The sequence below is a fragment of the Acidovorax sp. LjRoot66 genome, assembly GCF_964253305.1.
In the GTDB taxonomy this organism is placed as follows: Bacteria; Pseudomonadota; Gammaproteobacteria; order Burkholderiales; family Burkholderiaceae_C; genus Acidovorax.
This window is the reverse complement of sequence record NZ_CAXUQU020000001.1, coordinates 6273616-6292583: the sequence shown is the minus strand read 5'-3', so window position 1 is coordinate 6292583 and position 18968 is coordinate 6273616. Positions and strand designations below refer to the sequence as shown.

The 18968-nt window shown below is 67.8% G+C and carries 14 protein-coding genes; 3 read left to right on the top strand and 11 right to left on the bottom strand.

The genetic code is table 11. The features are described 5' to 3' along the window. The first annotated feature begins 17 nt into the window (after window positions 1-17). Window positions 18-1694, top strand: a complete 1677-nt coding sequence (locus ACSQ3Y_RS29450; RefSeq protein WP_436179742.1) for a DUF3426 domain-containing protein — start codon at window positions 18-20, stop codon at window positions 1692-1694. 51 nt (window positions 1695-1745) lie between these two features. Then, window positions 1746-2642, top strand: coding sequence for a carbohydrate kinase family protein (locus tag ACSQ3Y_RS29445; RefSeq protein WP_436179741.1), 897 nt, complete (start codon window positions 1746-1748; stop codon window positions 2640-2642). Between the two features lie 138 nt (window positions 2643-2780). On the opposite strand, the gene ACSQ3Y_RS29440 is transcribed toward ACSQ3Y_RS29445, so the two are convergent. From ACSQ3Y_RS29440 to ACSQ3Y_RS29405, 8 genes are all read right to left on the bottom strand, one after another. Next, complete coding sequence (locus tag ACSQ3Y_RS29440; RefSeq protein ID WP_436179740.1) at window positions 2781-3428, bottom strand: histone; 648 nt, start codon at window positions 3426-3428, stop codon at window positions 2781-2783. A gap of 182 nt (window positions 3429-3610) precedes the next feature. Further along, window positions 3611-4810, bottom strand: coding sequence for a ribonucleotide-diphosphate reductase subunit beta (locus tag ACSQ3Y_RS29435; RefSeq protein ID WP_436179739.1), 1200 nt, complete (start codon window positions 4808-4810; stop codon window positions 3611-3613). A gap of 135 nt (window positions 4811-4945) precedes the next feature. After that, window positions 4946-7882 (bottom strand): ribonucleoside-diphosphate reductase subunit alpha, encoded by a 2937-nt coding sequence (locus ACSQ3Y_RS29430; RefSeq protein WP_436179738.1) that lies wholly within the window; start codon window positions 7880-7882, stop codon window positions 4946-4948. A gap of 424 nt (window positions 7883-8306) precedes the next feature. Then, complete coding sequence (gene ampD / locus ACSQ3Y_RS29425; RefSeq protein WP_436179737.1) at window positions 8307-8936, bottom strand: 1,6-anhydro-N-acetylmuramyl-L-alanine amidase AmpD; 630 nt, start codon at window positions 8934-8936, stop codon at window positions 8307-8309. After that, the gene (locus ACSQ3Y_RS29420) at window positions 8914-10485 is read right to left on the bottom strand and encodes a sigma-54-dependent transcriptional regulator (protein WP_436179736.1); all 1572 of its coding nucleotides are present in this window, start codon (window positions 10483-10485) and stop codon (window positions 8914-8916) included. The genes ampD and ACSQ3Y_RS29420 overlap by 23 nt, the downstream gene beginning before the upstream one ends. A 6-nt stretch (window positions 10486-10491) precedes the next feature. Beyond that, complete coding sequence (locus tag ACSQ3Y_RS29415; RefSeq protein WP_436179735.1) at window positions 10492-12195, bottom strand: ATP-binding protein; 1704 nt, start codon at window positions 12193-12195, stop codon at window positions 10492-10494. Window positions 12196-12202: 7 nt separating this feature from the next. Then, entirely contained in the window at window positions 12203-12430 is a 228-nt protein-coding gene (locus ACSQ3Y_RS29410) for a PP0621 family protein (protein WP_428003521.1), read from the bottom strand. Continuing rightward, a complete protein-coding gene (locus tag ACSQ3Y_RS29405) occupies window positions 12427-13224 on the bottom strand; it encodes a cytochrome C assembly family protein (RefSeq protein WP_428003522.1) in 798 nt (265 codons plus the stop codon). The genes ACSQ3Y_RS29410 and ACSQ3Y_RS29405 overlap by 4 nt, the downstream gene beginning before the upstream one ends. 88 nt (window positions 13225-13312) lie before the next feature. Between ACSQ3Y_RS29405 and ffh the strand changes: the two genes are divergently transcribed. Then, a complete protein-coding gene (gene ffh, locus ACSQ3Y_RS29400) occupies window positions 13313-14692 on the top strand; it encodes a signal recognition particle protein (RefSeq protein ID WP_057201719.1) in 1380 nt (459 codons plus the stop codon). 49 nt (window positions 14693-14741) lie between these two features. Here ffh and ACSQ3Y_RS29395 read toward each other — a convergent pair whose 3' ends face one another. The 3 genes from ACSQ3Y_RS29395 to ACSQ3Y_RS29385 are packed head-to-tail and all read right to left on the bottom strand — an operon-like array spanning window position 14742 to window position 18900. Further along, window positions 14742-15443 (bottom strand): DUF1266 domain-containing protein, encoded by a 702-nt coding sequence (locus ACSQ3Y_RS29395; RefSeq protein ID WP_436179734.1) that lies wholly within the window; start codon window positions 15441-15443, stop codon window positions 14742-14744. Further along, on the bottom strand, window positions 15440-16597 hold the full coding sequence (locus tag ACSQ3Y_RS29390) for a hypothetical protein (protein WP_436179733.1): 1158 nt from the start codon (window positions 16595-16597) through the stop codon (window positions 15440-15442). Before ACSQ3Y_RS29390 ends, ACSQ3Y_RS29395 begins: the two co-directional genes overlap by 4 nt. Next, window positions 16582-18900 carry a hypothetical protein gene (locus ACSQ3Y_RS29385; RefSeq protein WP_436179732.1) on the bottom strand — a complete coding sequence of 773 codons (2319 nt, stop codon included), beginning with the start codon at window positions 18898-18900 and terminating at the stop codon, window positions 16582-16584. The genes ACSQ3Y_RS29390 and ACSQ3Y_RS29385 overlap by 16 nt, the downstream gene beginning before the upstream one ends. Window positions 18901-18968 lie beyond the last annotated feature (68 nt).

Here is an 18968-nt window from a genome sequence, read left to right as displayed (position 1 = left end):
CCTACAATCGACCGCAGATGAGCCAGATCACACGCTGCCCGGCCTGCGCGACCCAATTTAAGGTGGTCGCCGACCAGCTGCGCATTTCCGAGGGCTGGGTGCGCTGCGGGCAGTGCAAGGAGGTGTTCGACGCGGCCGCGCACCTGGTGGCCGCACCGCCCCCGCCGATGCTGCCCGACGTCTCGCTGACCGATACCCGCCCACCACCGGTGGTGGTTGCACGGCAGCCCGAAGCGCGCGGTGCCTGGGGGGTGTTCGACCCGCCGGCGAGCCAGGCGGCGGGCCGCGTGTCCCAGCCTGCCGCGCCTGCTGCGGCGGCGGGTCCCGGCGGCACGGCTGGCCAGGTGTTCGATATTCCCGCACCCACTGTTCCAGCGTTCCTCTCGGCTGCGCGCGCGCCTTCCACTGCGCTCAGTGCCGATGATCTGAGCCTGGAGCCCTTGCAGACCTTTGGCTGGCGGGCGCCGTCCGTACCGCCATTGGTGCCACCCCGGTCGGCACCCGTTGCGCCCCCTGCTGCGGCCATACCCCCGCCAGCGGCATTCGTACCCCCACCGCCACGCGAGGAGAGCCGTGTGATGCCCGGGCTGGCCGCGTCGCTGCTGGCCGACCTGGCCCCGGTGGCCAGTCCGGCCTTGCCCAGGGGGATGGATCCGGCTGCCGAGGGCATGGCCGTGCCTGCCGGCTACGAGCTGCCGGTGGCGGAATTTTCCGACTCCCTGCCCGATGGCGAAGATGACGACAATGGGCCCGACACGGAGATCATGTCCTTGCCCGAGGATCGGGCGGGTGATGACGCCGCCTACCCCGCCCTCGATCTGCCCACCCCGGCGGCCAGGCGCGCAGCGCTGCCAGCGCACGATGAGGACGACGACCACGATGATGGCGTGCCGCTGTTCGGCCCCGCTGCGGCAGCGCCTCAGCCCATGCTGCCGGTGGCCGCCCCCGAGTCTGCGCCCCGGCGCACGCCCGTGGCATCGCCGTCACCCTCCAGCGGGTTTTCCGAATCCATCACGCCTTTTCCCGATCCGGATTTCGAGCTGATGCCCGATCCGGTCTTTCCGGCATCGGCACCCGCGCTCCCCCGATCTGAGCCCGCCGGTGCTGCGCGTGGGCGCTCGGCGGCGACCGCCCTGGATGCCGATGAGGACGATCTGCCCGCCGGCCACCCCGATGCCGAGGAGGTGAGCTTCGTGCGGGCTGCGCGGCGCAAGGCCTTCTGGCGCCGGCCACTGGTGCGCTCGCTGCTGGCGTTGGTGCTGATGCTGCTGCTCGGGGTGCTGGCCGTGCAGGTTGCCGTGCAGGAGCGCAACCGCATCGCCGCGATGGACAGCAGGGCGCGCCCCTGGCTGCAGCAACTGTGCACGCACCTGGGCTGTACGCTGGCCCCCCAGCGCCAGATTGCCGATGTGGTGATCGACAGCTCGTCCTTCAACAAGGCGCGTGGCGATGGCTACCTGCTGTCGCTCACCGTCAAGAGCCGCGCCACGATACCGCTGGAAATGCCGGCGGTGGAGCTGACCCTCACCGATGCCCAGGACCAGCCCGTCCTGCGGCGCGTGCTGCTGCCGGCCGATCTCGCGGCGCCCGTCGAACTGCCTGCGCGCGGCGAGTGGAGCACCTCGGTCTCGGTGGTGGTGACCACGGGCGCCTCGCGGGTGTCGGGCTACCGGTTACTGACCTTCTACCCCTGATCCCGCTGGATCCGGGGGCTTTCCTTTCCAACCCTTTACCTATTTCTACCTATGGCTGCCCTCATCTGTGGTTCCCTGGCGTTCGACACCATCATGACCTTCGAGGGCCGCTTTGCCGAGCAGATCCTGCCCGAGCAACTGCACATCCTCAACGTGTCGTTCCTCGTGCCCTCGCTGCGCCGCGACTTTGGTGGCTGCGCCGGCAACATCGCCTACAGCCTGAAGCTGCTGGGTGGCGAGCCCCTGCCCATGGCCATGCTGGGCAGTGATGCTGCGGACTACCTGCAGCGCCTGGACACCCTGGGCATCAGCCGCCGCTTCGTGGGCCAGGTGGAGGATGTGCACACCGCCCAGGCCATGATCATGACCGACCGTGACAACAACCAGATCACGGCCTTCCATCCGGGCGCCATGATGCAGGCGCATGCGATTCGCATCGAATCCGGCGATGGCATCCGCCTGGCCATCATCGCGCCCGATGGCCGCGACGCCATGATCGAGCATGCTGCGCAACTGGTGGCGGCCGGTGTTCCCTTTGTCTTCGACCCAGGCCAGGGCCTGCCCATGTTCAATGGCGCCGAGCTGTCGCGCTTCATCGAGCAGGCGACCTGGGTCACGGTCAACGACTACGAGGGCAAGATGCTCAGCGAACGCACGGGCTGGAGCCTGGCCGAGATCTCGCAGCGTGTGGACGGCCTGGTGGTGACGCTGGGTGGCGAGGGCTGCGAAGTCTGGGTCAAGGGCGAGAAGACGCTGGTGCCTGCCGTGGTGCCTGCCGCCGTCGTGGACCCTACGGGCTGCGGCGATGCCTGGCGTGGTGCGCTGCTCTTCGGTCTGGAGCGTGGCTGGCCGCTGGTGCAATGCGCCGAGCTGGGCAACCGTGTCGGGGCGCTGAAGATCGCGCAGCGCGGCCCGCAAAGCTACACGCTGGACTTTCAGCCCGCATGAATTGAGCCTGGCGCCGTGGTGCCTGCTCCACCCGGGGCAGCGCACGGCGCGGGAGCGCTGGCCAGCGCTTGGCGTCCGGGCATAAAAAAACCCGGTGCCTAAGCACCGGGTTGAGCGCAAAGCGCGTAAGGCAAAGACTTACGGCTTGGTGCCCGTGGGGAAGGGCCATGCTGCCTGAGGGTTCAGCGTGGTCTGCGCTGCGGGAGCGGCTGCGGCTGCAGCTGGCGCAGGGGCTGGGGCCTTGGCCGCTTTCTTGGCAGGAGCTGCCTTCTTGGCGGGCGCAGGGGCGGCGGCCTTCTTCGCTGCTACGGCCTTCTTGGCAGGAGCGGCAGCCTTCTTGCTGGGCGCAGCTGCCTTCTTGGCAGGAGCGGCAGCCTTCTTGGCGGGTGCAGCTGCCTTCTTGGCAGGAGCGGCCTTCTTGGCAGGAGCGGCCTTCTTGGCTGGTGCAGCCGCCTTCTTGGCAGGAGCGGCCTTCTTGGCTGGTGCGGCCGCCTTCTTGGCAGGAGCGGCCTTCTTGGCTGGTGCTGCTGCCTTCTTGGCGGGAGCGGCCTTCTTGGCTGGTGCTGCTGCCTTCTTGGCAGGAGCGGCCTTCTTGGCTGGTGCTGCTGCCTTCTTGGCAGGAGCGGCCTTCTTGGCTGGTGCTGCTGCCTTCTTGGCGGGAGCGGCCTTCTTGGCTGGTGCTGCTGCCTTCTTGGCAGGAGCGGCCTTCTTGGCCGCTGGCTTTGCAGCTACAGCCTTCTTCGCGGGAGCTGCCTTCTTTGCAGCGGGTTTTTTCGCAGTTGCCATCATGTTCTCCTTGAGTCAATTTGCAAAGAGCACTTCGTGTCTACAGTGGACATGAAGCGATCCATGGAGATGGGGTTGACCCCATCTCCATGAACACGGGAACGCCCTGCACGGCAACGCGCTTGGGCGTTGTCCGTGCAGGGCGTGGTGTGGGGATCCATGGCGTGCGTGCACCTGCGAGGCTAGTCCCAGGACAATGCGCCACCCGACTGGTACTCGATGACGCGCGTCTCGAAGAAGTTGCGTTCCTTCTTCAGGTCGATCATCTCGCTCATCCAGGGGAAGGGATTTTCTTCGTTGGGGAACAGCGTCTCCAGGCCGATCTGGGTGGCGCGGCGGTTGGCGATGTAGCGCAGGTAGCCCTTGAACATCGAGGCGTTCATGCCCAGCACGCCACGCGGCATGGTGTCTTCGGCGTAGCGGTATTCGAGCTCCACGGCCTGCATGAACAGGGCCTTGATCTCGGCCTTGAACTCTGCCGTCCACAGGTGCGGGTTCTCCAGCTTGAGCTGGTTGATCAGGTCGATGCCGAAGTTGCAGTGCATCGACTCGTCGCGCAGGATGTACTGGTACTGCTCGGCAGCGCCGGTCATCTTGTTCTGGCGACCCAGCGCCAGGATCTGCGTGAAGCCGACGTAGAAGAACAGGCCTTCCATCAGGCAGGCAAACACGATCAGCGACTTGAGCAGCGTCTGGTCGGTCTCGAAGGTGCCGGTGTGGAAGTTGGGGTCCATGATCGCTTCGATGAAGGGGATCAGGAACTGGTCCTTGTCGCGGATCGAGGGCACTTCCAGGTAGGCGTTGAAGATCTCGCCTTCATCCAGGCCGAGCGACTCCACGATGTACTGGTAGGCGTGCGTGTGGATCGCTTCCTCGAACGCCTGGCGCAGCAGGAACTGGCGGCACTCGGGCGCGGTGATGTGGCGGTAGGTGCCCAGCACGATGTTGTTGGCGGCCAGCGAGTCGGCGGTCACGAAGAAGCCGAGGTTGCGCTTGATGATGCGGCGCTCGTCTTCAGTCAGGCCGTTCGGGTCCTTCCACAACGCGATGTCGCGCGTCATGTTCACCTCTTGCGGCATCCAGTGGTTGGCGCAGGTGGCGAGGTACTTTTCCCAAGCCCACTTGTACTTGAACGGCACCAGTTGGTTGACGTCGGTCTGGCCGTTGATGATGCGCTTGTCGGCAGCGTTCACGCGGCGGTGCGCGGGGGCTGCGGCAGGGGCGGCTTGCGGTGCTGCGGATGCCGTCATCGACGCATGCACTTCCTGCAGGGAGGGGGTCTGGAAAGACAGAGGCGGCTGTTCCGCCGGGTGGCTTTTGTGCAGTCCACCGTCCAGTTGATTTTGCGATGAGGGCTTGACTTCTTCGTCCCAGGACAACATAGATTTTCCAGTGTTCGGATTATGAAAGCAGTGCTGCAAAAAGGAAAGCACTGCAGCGTTGCGCAGCAACGTTTTGTTGCTTCACAGCACCGAAGCGGCGTGCATGGGTCTGCATGCGCGCCGCTTCATGGGACCTTACTGGCAGGCCTCGCAGGTTGGATCATCGATGGCGCAGAACTTGACGTCGGTGGCGGGCAGCGCAGCGGCCTGCGCGGCAGCGGCTGCAGCGGCCACTTCCATCGCACTGGGTTTGGCGGATGCGGCCTGTGCAGAGCCTGCATCGCTGCCCGACGACACGGAATTGAGCTGGCGCGTGTTCACGGTGCTCATCTCCACGTGCGTGGCGCTTTGCGTGCGCAGGTAGTAGGTGGTCTTCAGGCCGCGCAGCCAGGCCAGCTTGTAGGTGTCGTCGAGCTTCTTGCCCGATGCGCCAGCCATGTAGATGTTCAGGCTCTGCGCCTGGTCGATCCACTTCTGGCGGCGCGATGCGGCCTCCACCAGCCATTGCGAGTCGACTTCGAAGGCCGTGGAGTACAGGGCCTTGATGTCTGCCGGCACGCGGTCGATGGGGTGCAGCGATCCCTTGAAGTGCTTGAGGTCCATGATCATCACGTCGTCCCACAGGCCCAGGCGCTTGAGGTCGCGCACCAGGCCGCCGTTGATCACGGTGAACTCGCCCGACAGGTTGGACTTGACCGACAGATTGCCGAACGAAGGCTCGATCGATGCGTCCACGCCGATGATGTTGGAGATGGTGGCCGTGGGGGCGATGGCGACACAGTTGGAGTTGCGCATGCCGTCCTGAACGATCTTCTTGCGCAGGGCATCCCAGTCCAGCGTGGCCGAACGGTCCACTTCAACGTAGCCGCCGCGTGCCGTGGCCAGCATGTCCAGCGTGTCCAGGGGCAGGATGCCCTGGTCCCACAGCGAGCCCTTGTAGCTCTCGTACTGGCCGCGTTCGCGGGCCAGCTCGGTCGAGGCCCAGTAGGCGTAGTAGCAGATGGCTTCCATCGACCGGTCGGCAAATTCCACGGCCGCTTGCGAGGCGTAGGGAATGCGCAGCTCGTACAGGCTGTCCTGGAAGGCCATCAGGCCCAGGCCCACGGGGCGGTGGCGCAGGTTGGAGTCGCGGGCCTTGGTGACCGCGTAGTAGTTGATGTCGATCACGTTGTCCAGCATGCGCATGGCCACGGTGATGGTCTTGCGCAGCTTGGCGTGGTCGATCTGGCCGTCCTTCAAGTGCTGCAGCAGGTTCACGGAGCCCAGGTTGCAGACTGCGGTCTCGGTGTCGCTGGTGTTCAGCGTGATCTCGGTGCACAGATTGGACGAATGCACCACGCCGGCATGCTGCTGGGGCGAGCGCACGTTGCAGGCATCCTTGAAGGTGATCCAGGGATGGCCGGTCTCGAACAGCATGGTCAGCATCTTGCGCCACATGTCGGTGGCCTGCACCGTCTTGGAGGGCTTGATCTCGCCGCGCGCGGCCTTCTGTTCGTAGGCCACGTAGGCCTTCTCGAAGGCGGTGCCGAACAGGTCGTGCAGGTCGGGCACGTCGGAGGGCGAGAACAGGGTCCAGGTGCCCTTTTCCATCACGCGGCGCATGAACAGGTCGGGGATCCAGTTGGCCGTGTTCATGTCGTGCGTGCGGCGGCGGTCATCGCCGGTGTTCTTGCGCAGCTCCAGGAACTCTTCGATGTCCAGGTGCCAGGTTTCCAGGTAGGTGCAGACGGCGCCCTTGCGCTTGCCGCCCTGGTTCACGGCCACGGCCGTGTCGTTGACCACCTTGAGGAAGGGCACCACGCCCTGCGATTCACCGTTCGTGCCCTTGATGTGCGAGCCCAGGGCGCGCACGCGGGTCCAGTCGTTGCCCAGGCCGCCGGCAAACTTGGACAGCAGGGCATTTTCCTTGATGGAGTCGTAGATGCCTTCCAAGTGGTCGGGCACCGTGGTCAGGTAGCACGAGGACAGCTGCGAGCGCAGCGTGCCGCTGTTGAACAGCGTGGGCGTGCTGGACATGAAGTCGAAGCTCGAGAGGATCTCGTAGAACTCGATGGCGCGGGCTTCGCGGTCGGCTTCATTGAGCGACAGGCCCATGGCCACGCGCATGAAGAAGCACTGGGGCAGCTCGATGCGGGTCTTGCGCACGTGCAGGAAGTAGCGGTCGTACAGGGTCTGCAGGCCCAGGTAATCGAACTGCAGGTCGCGGTCGGCGTTGAGGGCGGCGCCCAGGCGGGCCAGGTCGAACGTCAGCAGGCGCGGGTCCAGCAGTTCGTTGTCCACACCCTTCTGGATGAACTGCGGGAAGTAGTCCACGTAGCTCTGGCCCATGTCGTCCTGGGTGACTTCACGGCCCAGCACTTCGCGCACGATGGTATGCAGCAAGAGGCGTGCGGTGGCGTAGGTGTAGTCGGGGTCCTTCTCGATCAGCGTGCGGGCTGCCAGGATGGACGCTTTGTAGACCTCGTCCATGGGGACGCCGTCGTACAGGTTGCGCATGGTCTCGGCCACGATGGGCTGGGCCGAGATGTCCGCGCCCAGGTTCACGCAGGCCGACTCGATCAGGCCACGCAGGCGCACCAGGTCCAGCACCACGCGCTTGTCGCCGTCCAGCACGTGCAGTGCGGGGGCGGGCGCGGCAGCCGTTTCCTGTTCGACGTGGCGGGCACGCTCCTGGGTGCGGCTTTCGCGGTACAGCACGTAGGCGCGGGCGACCTCGTGGTGGCCGCCGCGCATCAGCACCAGTTCCACCTGGTCCTGCACGTCTTCAATATGGAAGGTGCCGCCGCCAGGACGCGAGCGCGCCAGGGCGCGGGCGACGTTCTGGGTCAGCGAGTCCACCACTTCGCGCACGCTGGCCGATGCTGCACCCTGGGTGCCATGTACGGCCAGAAACGCCTTCATCATCGCCACGGCAATCTTCTGCGGCTCGAACGGGACCACGGCGCCATTGCGGCGCATGATCTGGTAATGGGAGTACGTGTTCGCTCCCTCTGGTGCAGCAGAAGATGCCTCGGGCGCATCCTGGGATGCGGGGCGGGTGGTGGATGAAGGCGTGTTCAAAGCAGCGTGCATGGATGTCCTCTTTTTGGGTGCTGTCTGGAATGTGCAGGCGGGTGGCAGTGCCGCCGCGAGGGAGAAGTGGTGCGCCAGTTTCTGGCCTGTCGCACACTATATATGGTGTGTCAGTTGCGTTCAATACGCTACCGGTAGTGTACCGCCGCCAGGGATGCCAAATTCCGAAACAGCATGTTTCCCCCACGCCGCATCGGCCTATCGGGCCTGCCGTGCGCGCGCCTTGTGTCCGATGGATGGCTGTGAAAACCACGCAGTGGCGCGTGATGCGGCCCGGTTTTGCATGGCAGACCGCGTGCAGATTGAAGCGGCCGTTTTGTGCATGCGCAGCAAAAAATATTTTTGCTGCAGCGGTGATGTGATGTGCTGCTGCGACATCCGCTGCGGGTGCTGCAGCCTGCGCGCACCGGCCCGGTGCGCGGGGTCAGGCGCTGGGGGGGGAGGCCGGCTGCGTGTCGACCGGAAAGCACTCCGGTGGCCAGCCCAGCGACTGCTGCAGTCCCGGCCAGTCGAAGCCTGCACCCGGGTCGTGCTTGCGCCCTGGGGCAATGTGCTCGTGGCCGGCCAGGTGGGCGATGGGATAGCGCCGCGCGATGTCATGGCACAGCCAAGCCAGCGTGGCGTACTGGGGGGTCTCGAAGCGCTCGCCCTCCAGGCCTTCGAGCTCGATGCCGATGGAGTCGTCGTTGCATTGCGCGCGGCCCCGGTAGGCCGAGGGCCCCGCATGCCAGGCGCGCTGGTCGCAGTCCACGAACTGCCAGAGCATTCCGGTGCGATCGATGAAGAAGTGCGCGGACACCTGAAGACCGCGGATGCCTTGGTAATAAGGGTGCGCGTCCCAGTCGAGTGTGTTGGTGAACAGCTGGCGCACGGCCGGGCCCCCGTACTCGCCCGGTGGCAGGCTGATGGAGTGCACCACGATCAGGTCGATCTGCGCGGCGGGCGGGCGCGGACCGAAGTTGGGCGAGGGGTGGCGCACGGCCAACCGGTGCCAGCCCTGGTCCCAGGGGGAACCATCGGCGTCCGGCCCCTCAGCCGATGTCGTCATGGGCATCCTGGTCATTGGGCACGGCGATGTTCAGGCGGGCAATGCGGTAGCGGATCTGGCGCAGGCTGATGCCTAGGCGTGCCGCCGTGGCCGTGCGGTTGAACCCCGCCTCGCGCAGTGCGCGCACCAGGATGTCGCGCTCCTGCTGGTCCAGCCAGGCCTGCAGGTCGCTGGGCAGGGGCGTGCTGGCGCCTGGCATGGGGGAGCCGGGCGCCCCGCCCAGGGCCGGGCGGGGTGACGATGCGTCATCCGCCTGCAGCGTGTCCGGCACGGCGACGGGGTTGAAAGCCGCAGCGTCTGAAGCCTGCGCGGGGGCCGGGCTTGCGCTGCCCGCGGCGACCGGAAAGCCCCCTGCAGGCGGTGCCACGCCGTCCACGTGCAGCTCGTCCCCCTCGCTCAGGGCCACGGCGCGGTGCAGCAGGTTTTCGAGTTCGCGCACGTTGCCGGTGAGCGGGTGGGCGGCAATCGCCTGTATGGCGTGCTCGGTGAGGGCCGGCACGGGCATGCCCGACTCCTGCGCGATGCGCGCGAGCAGGGCCCGGCACAGGGCGGGCAGGTCCTCGCGCCGCTCGCGCAGCGGCGGGATCACGACCTCGATCACGTTGAGGCGGTAGTACAGATCCTGGCGGAAGCGGCCGGTCTGCACGTCGGCCGCCAGGTCGCGGTGCGTGGCGCTGACGATGCGCACATCCACCGTCTCTTCCTGCGTTGAGCCCAGGGCGCGTACGCTGCGTTCCTGGATGGCGCGCAGCAGCTTCGACTGCATGGCCAGCGGCAGGTCGCCGATCTCGTCGAGGAACAAGGTGCCCCCACGCGCCGCCTGGAAGTAGCCGTCCCGGTCCTGGCTGGCGCCGGTGTAGGAGCCCTTGCGCGCGCCGAAGAACTCGGCCTCGAGCAGGTTTTCGGGGATGGCACCGCAATTCACGGCCACCCAGGGGCCGTCCGCGCGCTGGCTGCTGGCATGCAGCGCCTGGGCGACGAGCTCCTTGCCGGTGCCCGACTCGCCGTGGATCAGCACCGGCGCCATGCCACGCGCCACCTTGGCCACGCGCTGCTTGACGTTGCGCATGGCGGCTGACTCGCCCACCAGCCGGTCCAGCGCCGACGAAGAGGCCTGCGCATCGACCGTGCCGCTCTGGCGGCCGCCCGGGGTGCGCGCCGCGCGCGGTGCGGGCACACCGCCCGTGCCCTGGATGGCCGAGGCCACGACCGAGCGGAACTGTTTCAGGTCCACCGGCTTGGTCAGGTAGTCGAAGGCGCCGGAGCGCAGCGCTTCCACGGCGTTTTCGGCTGAGCCATAGGCCGTCATGACCACGCAGCGCTCCTTGCGCTGCTGGTCGCGCAGATCCTGCAGCAGCTCCATGCCGAATCCGTCGGGCAGGCGCATGTCGGTGATCACGGCGTCGAAGCGGTGGGCCTTGAGCTGCTCGCGCGCCTCCTGCACGCTGGCGGCAGTCTCCACGCGGTAGCCCTCGCGCAGCAGCGTGAGCTCGTAGAGCGTGCGCAGGTCGGGCTCGTCGTCCACGACAAGGATGGAGGCAGCAGGGGCGTTCATGGAGCTTTAGACAACAATCGTGTCGAACAGGGAGGCGGGCTCGGCGGGCCGGGTGGTGCGCCGAAAGCCTACCGTAAAAGCATTGCCACCGGTATCGCCGCGCTGGGTCAGGCGCACCACGCGCTGGTAGCCGATGGAGGCGCCGTGGCGCTGGCACAGCTCGCGGCAGATGTACAGGCCCAGGCCGCTGGAGCGGCTTTCGGAAGAGAAGAAGGGCTCGAACAGGTGGCGCTCCACGGACTTGTCCATGGGGGCGCCATCGCTCCAGACCTGCAGGCTGACCTGGCCCGTGATGGTGGTCCGCGTGGCGATGCACAGCGAATCCGGCTCCGGGCCCATGTAGCGCAGCGCATTGTCCAGCAGGTTCACCAGCACGCGGCGCAGGTGTTCGGTGTCGAATTCCACCTGCGCATCGCCGGCGCTCAGCGCGACCAGGCCGCGCCGTTTGTCCGTCTCCTGCCCCTGCCAGTCGCTCCAGATCTGGGCCACGGCGCTGTCCAGGTGCAGGGTGGAGGCCGGCGACTGGCTGATCTGGTGCTGCACGCGGGCAATGTCCAGCACCTCCTCGGCAATGCGTGCCAGGCGGTCGGCGTTCTGCTGCACCATGTGCGCCAGGCGCTTCTGGCCAGGGTCCGTCAGGTCTTCTTCCAGCAGGGCATTGGCCTGGACGATGGCTGCCAGGGGGTTGCGGATCTCGTGCGCCACGGCGGCCGACATGCGGCCCATCGCGGCCAGCTTCTCGGTGCGCAGGCGCGCCTGCATCTCGCGCAGGTCGTGCAGGAACATCACACACAGCCGCTCGCTGCCGGCCTCGCGGGCCGGTGTGCGCGAGGAGGTCAGCCAGGTGCGCACATGCAGCCCGGTGGGGCTCTCGCCGGGGTGCAGCAGGTCCGCATCGGCGGTCTGGGGTTGCTCTTGGCGAAAGGTGCGGCGTGCCAGCTTCACCAGCGGATCCCATGCGGCCGCATGCGTCAGCGAAAAGGGCAGCGGCGGCAGGGGCGGCTGCCCGAGCAACTGCAGCGCGGCCGGGTTGGCCGTGCGCACGACATCGTTCTCGTCCACCACGAGGACCCCATCCGTGAGGTTCTGGATCACCAGGGCGCTCACCTGCGTCTGCACGCGCGCCGTCATCTGGCTTTGCTGGGCCACTTCCTGCTCGCGCGCCAGGCGCGTGGCAAGCTGGTGCACCAGGTAGGAGACGATGAAGTAGCCCGTCCCGGTGAGTGCGCTCTGCAGGTAGCGCTGCGGGTCGTCGACACCGGAGCGCGAGCCCAGCCACGCCAGGCCCAGCAGCAGCAGGGTGACACCCGCCGTGGTGCCCAGCGCCAGCGTGAGCGTGCCCAGCACCGCCGCCATCAGGATCGGCAGGCCGAAGAGCGGGGTGTAATTCAGGGCGCCCGAGTGCAGCAGTTGCAGGGCGCAGACCACCGCCAGGTCGACGCCGATGGACGGCAGCCAGTGCACGCCTGTGCCCGGCGATGGCGGCCGGTGGCGCGCCAGGATGCGCATCAGGAGGGTGGCAACGAGGTAGGCCACCGAGACCGACAGTGCGGCGGGGTCCAGCACCTGATTGACCGCCTGCCCGAGCGTCTGCAGCAGCACCAGGGCGATGGCGACCATCACCCGGGCGGTCAGGAAGCCTTTCCACAGGCGCAGGAACGGTGCGTCCACCGTCACCAGCAAGTTGTTGCCCGACACGTTGTCCGCCATGGTCGGCTCAGGGCTTGCCAAGGCGCTGGTGCTCCAGGCTGCAGTAGGCAAGGTTGCCCTGGATCTGCGCGTCGGCACGCGGCACATGCACGCCGCAGTGCGCGCAGGCCAGCATGTCCTGGGGCAGCGCCGGGGGGCGGGCCTTGCCGGGCTGGGGGGGCTTGGGCGCGGCGCGGTTGCTGCGCCAGATGCCGATGGCCACCACCAGCACCACCAGCAATACAAGGTACTTCATGCGCTGCGGCCCAGGATGACTTCGAGCACGAAGCGCGAGCCCACATAGGCCAGCAACAGCAGCCCCGCACCGGCATAGAGCACGCCCACGGCGGTGCGGCCGCGCCAGCCAAAGCGTGCACGGCCCAGCAACAGCGTGGCAAACGTGATCCAGGCCATCAGCGAGAAAATCGCCTTGTGGTCCCAGCGCCAGGCGCGGCCGTAGAGCGCGTCGCCAAAAAGCCAGCCGGCCAGCAGCGTGGCCGTGAGCAGCACGAAGCCGGCGGTCACGAAGCGGAAGGTCAGGCGCTCCAGCGTGAGCAGCGGAATGCCGCTGTGCGGGTCTTCGGCCTGGCGGATGTGGCGCTCGGCCCGCGTCATCAGCCAGGCATGCACCACCGCCGCGCCGAACAGGCCGTAGCAGGCAATGCCCAGGGCCAGGTGCAGCGGCAGCCAGGCCGAGGCCGACACGTGCAGTGGCTGGCCCGGGAACACCATGGCGAGCACGATGGCCGCCGCGCCCAGCGCTGCCAGCACCCAGCGCGCCTGCATCTGCGGAAACAGCTGCTTTTCGACCGCGTACACCGTAAGCACCAGCCAGGCCGTCATCGACAGCGCCGGCGCGAAGCCGAAGCGTGGCGCCTCGCTCCACAGCCCCAGCACCAGCGTGGCGCCATGCAGCAACCATGCGACCAGCAGGGCGTTGCGCATGCCCGCAGCCCCCAGGCGCGACGCTGCGGCAGCCGGCATGGCATAGGCTGCCGCTGCGGCAAGCGCGAGCAGCCAACCCATGGGAGAAGCACTGGGTAAAATCATGCCTCAGAGTTTAGTAGCCTTTCGCCCTATCGCCAGTGCCCCTTGGCGCGCACGCGGCTTGCCCGCGCGCAATACCGGAACAATTCCTATGGCCTCCGCCCTTACCGACAAACTCACGCGCCTCGTCAAGGAGATGCGCGGCCAGGCCCGCATCACCGAATCCAACGTGCAGGACATGCTGCGCGAGGTGCGCATGGCCCTGCTCGAAGCCGACGTGGCCCTGCCCGTCGTGCGTGATTTCATTGCCCGCGTCAAGGAAAAGGCCCTGGGCCAGGAAGTGCTGGGCTCGCTCAAGCCGGGCCAGACGCTGGTGAGCATCGTCAACCGCGAACTCGCTGCCACCATGGGCGAGGGCATTTCCGACATCAACCTGGCCGCCCAGCCACCCGCCGTGATCCTGATGGCCGGCCTGCAGGGCGCGGGCAAGACCACCACCACGGCCAAGCTGGCCAAGCACCTGATCGAAAAGCGCAAGAAGAAGGTGCTTACCGTCTCGGGCGACGTCTACCGCCCCGCTGCCATCGAGCAGCTCAAGACGGTGACCAAGCAGGCCGGCGCCGAGTGGTTCCCGAGCACTCCCGACCAGAAGCCGCTCGATATCGGCCTGGCCGCGCTCGATTACGCCAAGAAGCACTACTTCGACGTGCTGCTGGTCGACACGGCCGGCCGCCTGGCCATCGACGAAGTGCTGATGAAGGAAATCAAGGACCTGCACGCCGCGCTGAACCCGGTCGAAACCCTGTTCGTGGTCGATGCCATGCAGGGCCAGGATGCGATCAACACGGCCAAGGCCTTCAAGGAGGCGCTGCCGCTCACCGGCATCGTGCTGACCAAGCTCGACGGCGACTCGCGCGGCGGTGCCGCGCTGTCGGTGCGCCAGATCACCGGCGCGCCGATCAAGTTCGCCGGCGTCTCCGAAAAGCTCGACGGCCTGGAGGTCTTCGACGCCGAGCGCCATGCCGGCCGCATTCTGGGCATGGGCGACATCGTGGCCCTGGTGGAGCAGGTCACGGCCGGCGTGGACATCGAGGCCGCGCAAAAGCTCGCCGCCAAGGTCAAGAGCGGCGACGGCTTCGATCTGAACGACTTCCTCTCGCAGCTGCAGCAGATGAAGCAGATGGGCGGGCTGTCCAGCCTGATGGACAAGCTGCCGGCCCAGTTCACCGCCAAGGCCGGCGCCGTGGACATGGACAAGGCCGAGAAGGACATCAAGCGCAAGGAAGGCATCATCCAGAGCATGACCCCGCTGGAGCGCCGCAAGCCCGAGCTCATCAAGGCCACGCGCAAGAAGCGCATCGCGGGCGGCGCGGGCGTGCATGTCCAGGAGGTGAACCGCCTGCTCAAGGAATTCGAGCAGATGCAGGACATGATGAAGAAGATGAAGGGCGGCGGCCTGATGAAGATGATGAAGAAAATGGGTGGCATGAAAGGCCTGGGCGGCGGTGGCATGCCCAAGATGCCGTTCTGAGCCGGGCCTTCGATCACCCACAGCCCTGAATGAGCGCAGGCCGCGCTCTTCAGGGCTTTTTCAATGACGGTGGCGGCAATGGCCAGGGCAGCCAGTGCCAGGGGTGGTCCCGGTTGGCCACCCATTGCGCCACGTCGTCTTCGGTGAACGCCACTCCGAGGCTGTCGGCGCGCGAATGGGCCACCCATTGGCGGCGGCCGCGCGCGCAGGCGGTGCCGAAATCCTGCCAGCCCTGAAAGCAGTCGGCCGCGCGCTGCGCGTTGTGGTGCAGGATATGCCACTGCGTGGCCTCGTCCAGCCAACCCAGCAGCGCGGCCGTGCGCGTCGCAAAGGCCACGCGGGCGCAGGCCAGCGCCATGGCATCGCGCGGGACATCGTCGGGGCGCAGGGCGTCCAGGCCCATGCGGAACCAGCCCTCGCGCAACTGACCGGGCAGGACCTTGCGGACCTGATCGTCCGCCATGTCGCTGCGCAGGCCCAGCAGGTGCAGCAGGGCCGGGCGCAGCGATTGCTGCAGCGGCTCGGACAGCACGGGCATGCGCGCATCGGCAAAGCCGCCCTGGATGCGCGCGAAAGCCATGGGGTCGGCCAGGGCCAGGGTCCAGCTCCAGTGCGCGTCCAGCACGTACTGCCGGCGCAGGCGCGGGCGCCCGTACCAGCGCAGAAACGGCCCCAGCACCCACAGCAGCAACCGCCAGGCCAGCCATGCCAGAAGGCAGAACCCCAGCGCGAACACCAGCCAGGCGATCATGGCGTGCGCTCCGTGCCGTTCGGCGCTGCAGCAGTCAGCGCTGCCGCCACGGAAGCGGCCAGGGGCAGGCCCTGCAGCAGCGCCGGATCGCGCGCGGCCACCAGCCACTGCACCAGCACCGAGGGCGCGGGCAGCTCGCGCACCAGCGCCGGGCGGCTCTGGATGAGGCGCAGCTGGTCGGCCTCCAGCGCCACGTCGCGCACGGCGCACCAGCCCTGGGAGGTGTGCACGATGCCCATCTGCAGCGCGTCGGGCGGTGCATCCCCGCAGGTGCCGAGCTGGTTGAGCAGCGCCAGCACCTCGCCCTGGTAGCGCCCGATGGGCGGGCGGTTCTGTTTGCCCTTGATCTGGTCGATGGCCAGGCGGCCACCTTCGCGCACATGCGCGCTGATGGTGATGTGCGGCAGGTTTCCCGCCGTGCGGTAGGAGAACAGGCGCAGCCGGCCCCCTTCGCAGGCGCTGGCGTAGTGCTCGCCGTAGCCGCCACCGAGGCTGCGGCGGTTGGCGAACTGGCCCAGGCAGTGGCGCATCATCTGGCTCTCGTAGGCCATCTCAGCGCGCAGGTGCGTGCTGTCCGGCCGCAATTCGACGAAATGCCCCTGCTCTCCCTGCCACACCGGGGCCACCGCGTCGGGCGCGTGCTCGCGCCAGCCGGCTGCGGCCTTGGCCTCGTAGGCTGCATGCTCCTCGTCCCACTGCGCCAGCGCCTGCGGGGCCGTCACACGCTGCAGCTTGCCCTGCAGTGCGGTCCCTTCGCGCGACATCAGGAACTCCACCAGCCGCGACTCCAGCGCCAGCACGGCCTCGGCCTCGGGATCGACCCACCACAGCGCCGTGGTGGGAGCAGCCGTGTGCCGTGGCGAGGCCTCCACCAGACGGGCCAGTGCCCAAGGCGGTACGGCTGCCGGTTTGAGCAGGGCCTGCGCCTGCTCGCGCTGCGTGACGGCCTGCACCACAGGGGTGCTCGCCTGCAGGTTGCCTACCACATGGCGGTAGAAGTGGTTGGCCAGCCAGGCGCGCACCTCCTCGGGGTCGTTGCGCGCGCGGCTGCGGCGCTCGATGGCGCTGCGGATGGCCGGCGCGTTGACCACGTCGCGCGCACCGTACATGCTGCGTGCCGGCGAAGCCCCCACGGCCACTACCAGACCTTCCACCAAGGGTTCTTCGCGCGCATGGCCTTTTTGCAGCGGTCCATGTTCTCGCGCGCGTACCCGGCCTGCTCCTGATCGTCCGGTTCGCCGGGGCGCACCCTCTTGAGCGACTCCTGGTACAACGCCATGGCCCGCTCATGCTGGCCGGCGTACTCCAGCACGTTGCCTGCCACGCGCCGCATGCCGGGCAGGGAGCTGGCCAGGGTGCGGGGCATGGCCTGCTCCAGCCGCGCCAGCGCGTCGGCGGGCTGCGACCAGGCCAGGTCGCGCAGCATCACCAGCAGCGTGGAGAGGTAGTCCTCTTCGTTCTCGGCCTGGTCCTCCTGGTCCAGGCCGGCCCACCATTCGTCCAGGCGCTGCAGCCAGATGGCGATCTCGTTGTCGCGGTCCAGCCCGTACAGCGCGTGGCATACGCCCTTGAAGTATTCCGTGGGGTCGTGGCGTCCGTAGCCGTGGTCCAGCGCGTAGTGCCACAACCTGTCGGCGGCGGCAATGAACTCGGGTTTGCGCTCGGCCGCCTCGTAGCAGGACATGAGCCCGTTGTGGTGCTCGGCAAAGGGGCTGGTGGCCAGGCCCTTGTGGTGCAGGTCGATGGCCTTGTCGTAGTCCTTGAGTGCCCAGCGGTAGTAGATGCCCAGGTTGTTGCACAGCATGGAATAGACGTGCACATCGGCATCGCGGAACCAGCCTTCGCCCGTGGCGAAGAAGCCATCGAAGTGCACCACGGCCGCCTCGTAGTAGCGCGCCTTGAGTGTGTCCACGTCGCGCTCGGGCCAGTCGCCATCGTCGATGCCGCAGGCCTCCTGGAAGCTGAAATCGAGCCACACGCCGATGTTGTAGCACCAGCCCGCCGCCGGTGAGGCGGGGAAGGGCCGCTGCAGCGCCTTGGCGATGCCGTGCACCTTGGCGCTGCAGACCCACAGCGCCTGCAGCACGTCGGGTGCGGCCATGAAGGGCTCGCGGGCGGCGGACTCCAGCAGGGGCAGGGCGCCTGCGTGGTCACCGTCTTCAAACCGCTTAAGGCCCTGCTGCGCGGCGATGGCCGGGTGGGCGGGGTCCATCTTGCAGGCCTCCTGCAGGTGGTGCTGCGCAAAGGCCTGCGGTTCCTGCGGGTGGGCGGCCCACTCGGTGCCATCGATGGTGGCCGCAGACGCCAGGGCCAGGTGCCAGTAGATGTCCAATGGTCGGCCCGCCGTGCCGTGCTCTGCCAGCTGGGCCAGCGCCACCCTGCAGGCATGCCCGGCGGAGGTGGGGCGCTCGCTGCTGATGCACTCGTACGCCAGCCGGGCTGCCGCATCCAGGCGGCCGGCCTGCACCAGCCAGTCGAGCACCAGGGCGCTGAAGCTGTCGTCCTGGTCGTCGGTCAGGCCGAATCGGCCCTGCAGACCCTGGGCGATGGCGGCATCGAGTTGACCCTGCCGGTGCAGCGCCTTGGCATGCAGGCGTGCACGGCGCACCGAGACGTCGCGCTGCCGGGGGCGCGACAGGTCGGCCGGCATGCGCTGCGGAACCTGCTGCGCGATGGTGTCGATGCTGGACGGGTCCAGCACCACCAGCCGCTCGCCCAGCTTGAGCCAGTCGTTGTGGTCCACATCCTGTCCGTCCGCTGCATGGCGCAGGTGGTCCATGGCCTGCTGTACCAGTTGCTGCGCCTGCGCGGCATCGCCTTCGGCCGCCCAGGCTTCGGCCATGCGCGTGGCCAGCACGGCATCGTCCCAGGCGCGAAAGGCCGCCCGCCCCGGCTGCACCACCTGCAGCGCGTGGCGCGCCTGCACGCTGCGGCGCCACACGCCGTAGTGCTGGCTGCGTTCGGCCTGGCCGGCAAGGTGCTCCCAGGCATCGTCCGACTGGTGCTGCAGGAGCGGCTGTGCCAGCAACTGGGCCATGCCTTCGAGGGCCTGGTGCAGCAGTGGCACCTGGTCCGGCAGGGAGCGCAAGGCCTGGGTACGCGAAAAACCGGTACCGACCTGTGCGTCGTGCCGCTCGGCGGGTGGCAGGTCCTGCAGCAGTGCAGCGGCATGGGTGTCGATGGCCTGCAGCGCCATGGCGGGCTGGCCCGCCTGCATCCAGAGGGAATGGATGCGGTACAGCACCTCCAGCGAGGCCGGCTGCAGCACCTGCTGGCCCAGCATCCGCGCCAGCGCCTCGGTGCGCTGCGCCTGTGCGGCCGCGCCCTCCTGCTGCGGGGTCTCTTCCTCCTCATCCTCCTCGCCTTCGACCAGCGCTTCGGCCTGGTCCAGGTAGGCGTCCAGCAGCGGGCCGGACAGGGGCGTGGCTTGGGGGGCGGCAGTGCGGTCAGTCAGCATGGCGTATCGGGGGTGTCAAAGGCAGAGGGGCGCGCCGGGCAGTGCGCAGCGCAAGGATCGTGGCGGGT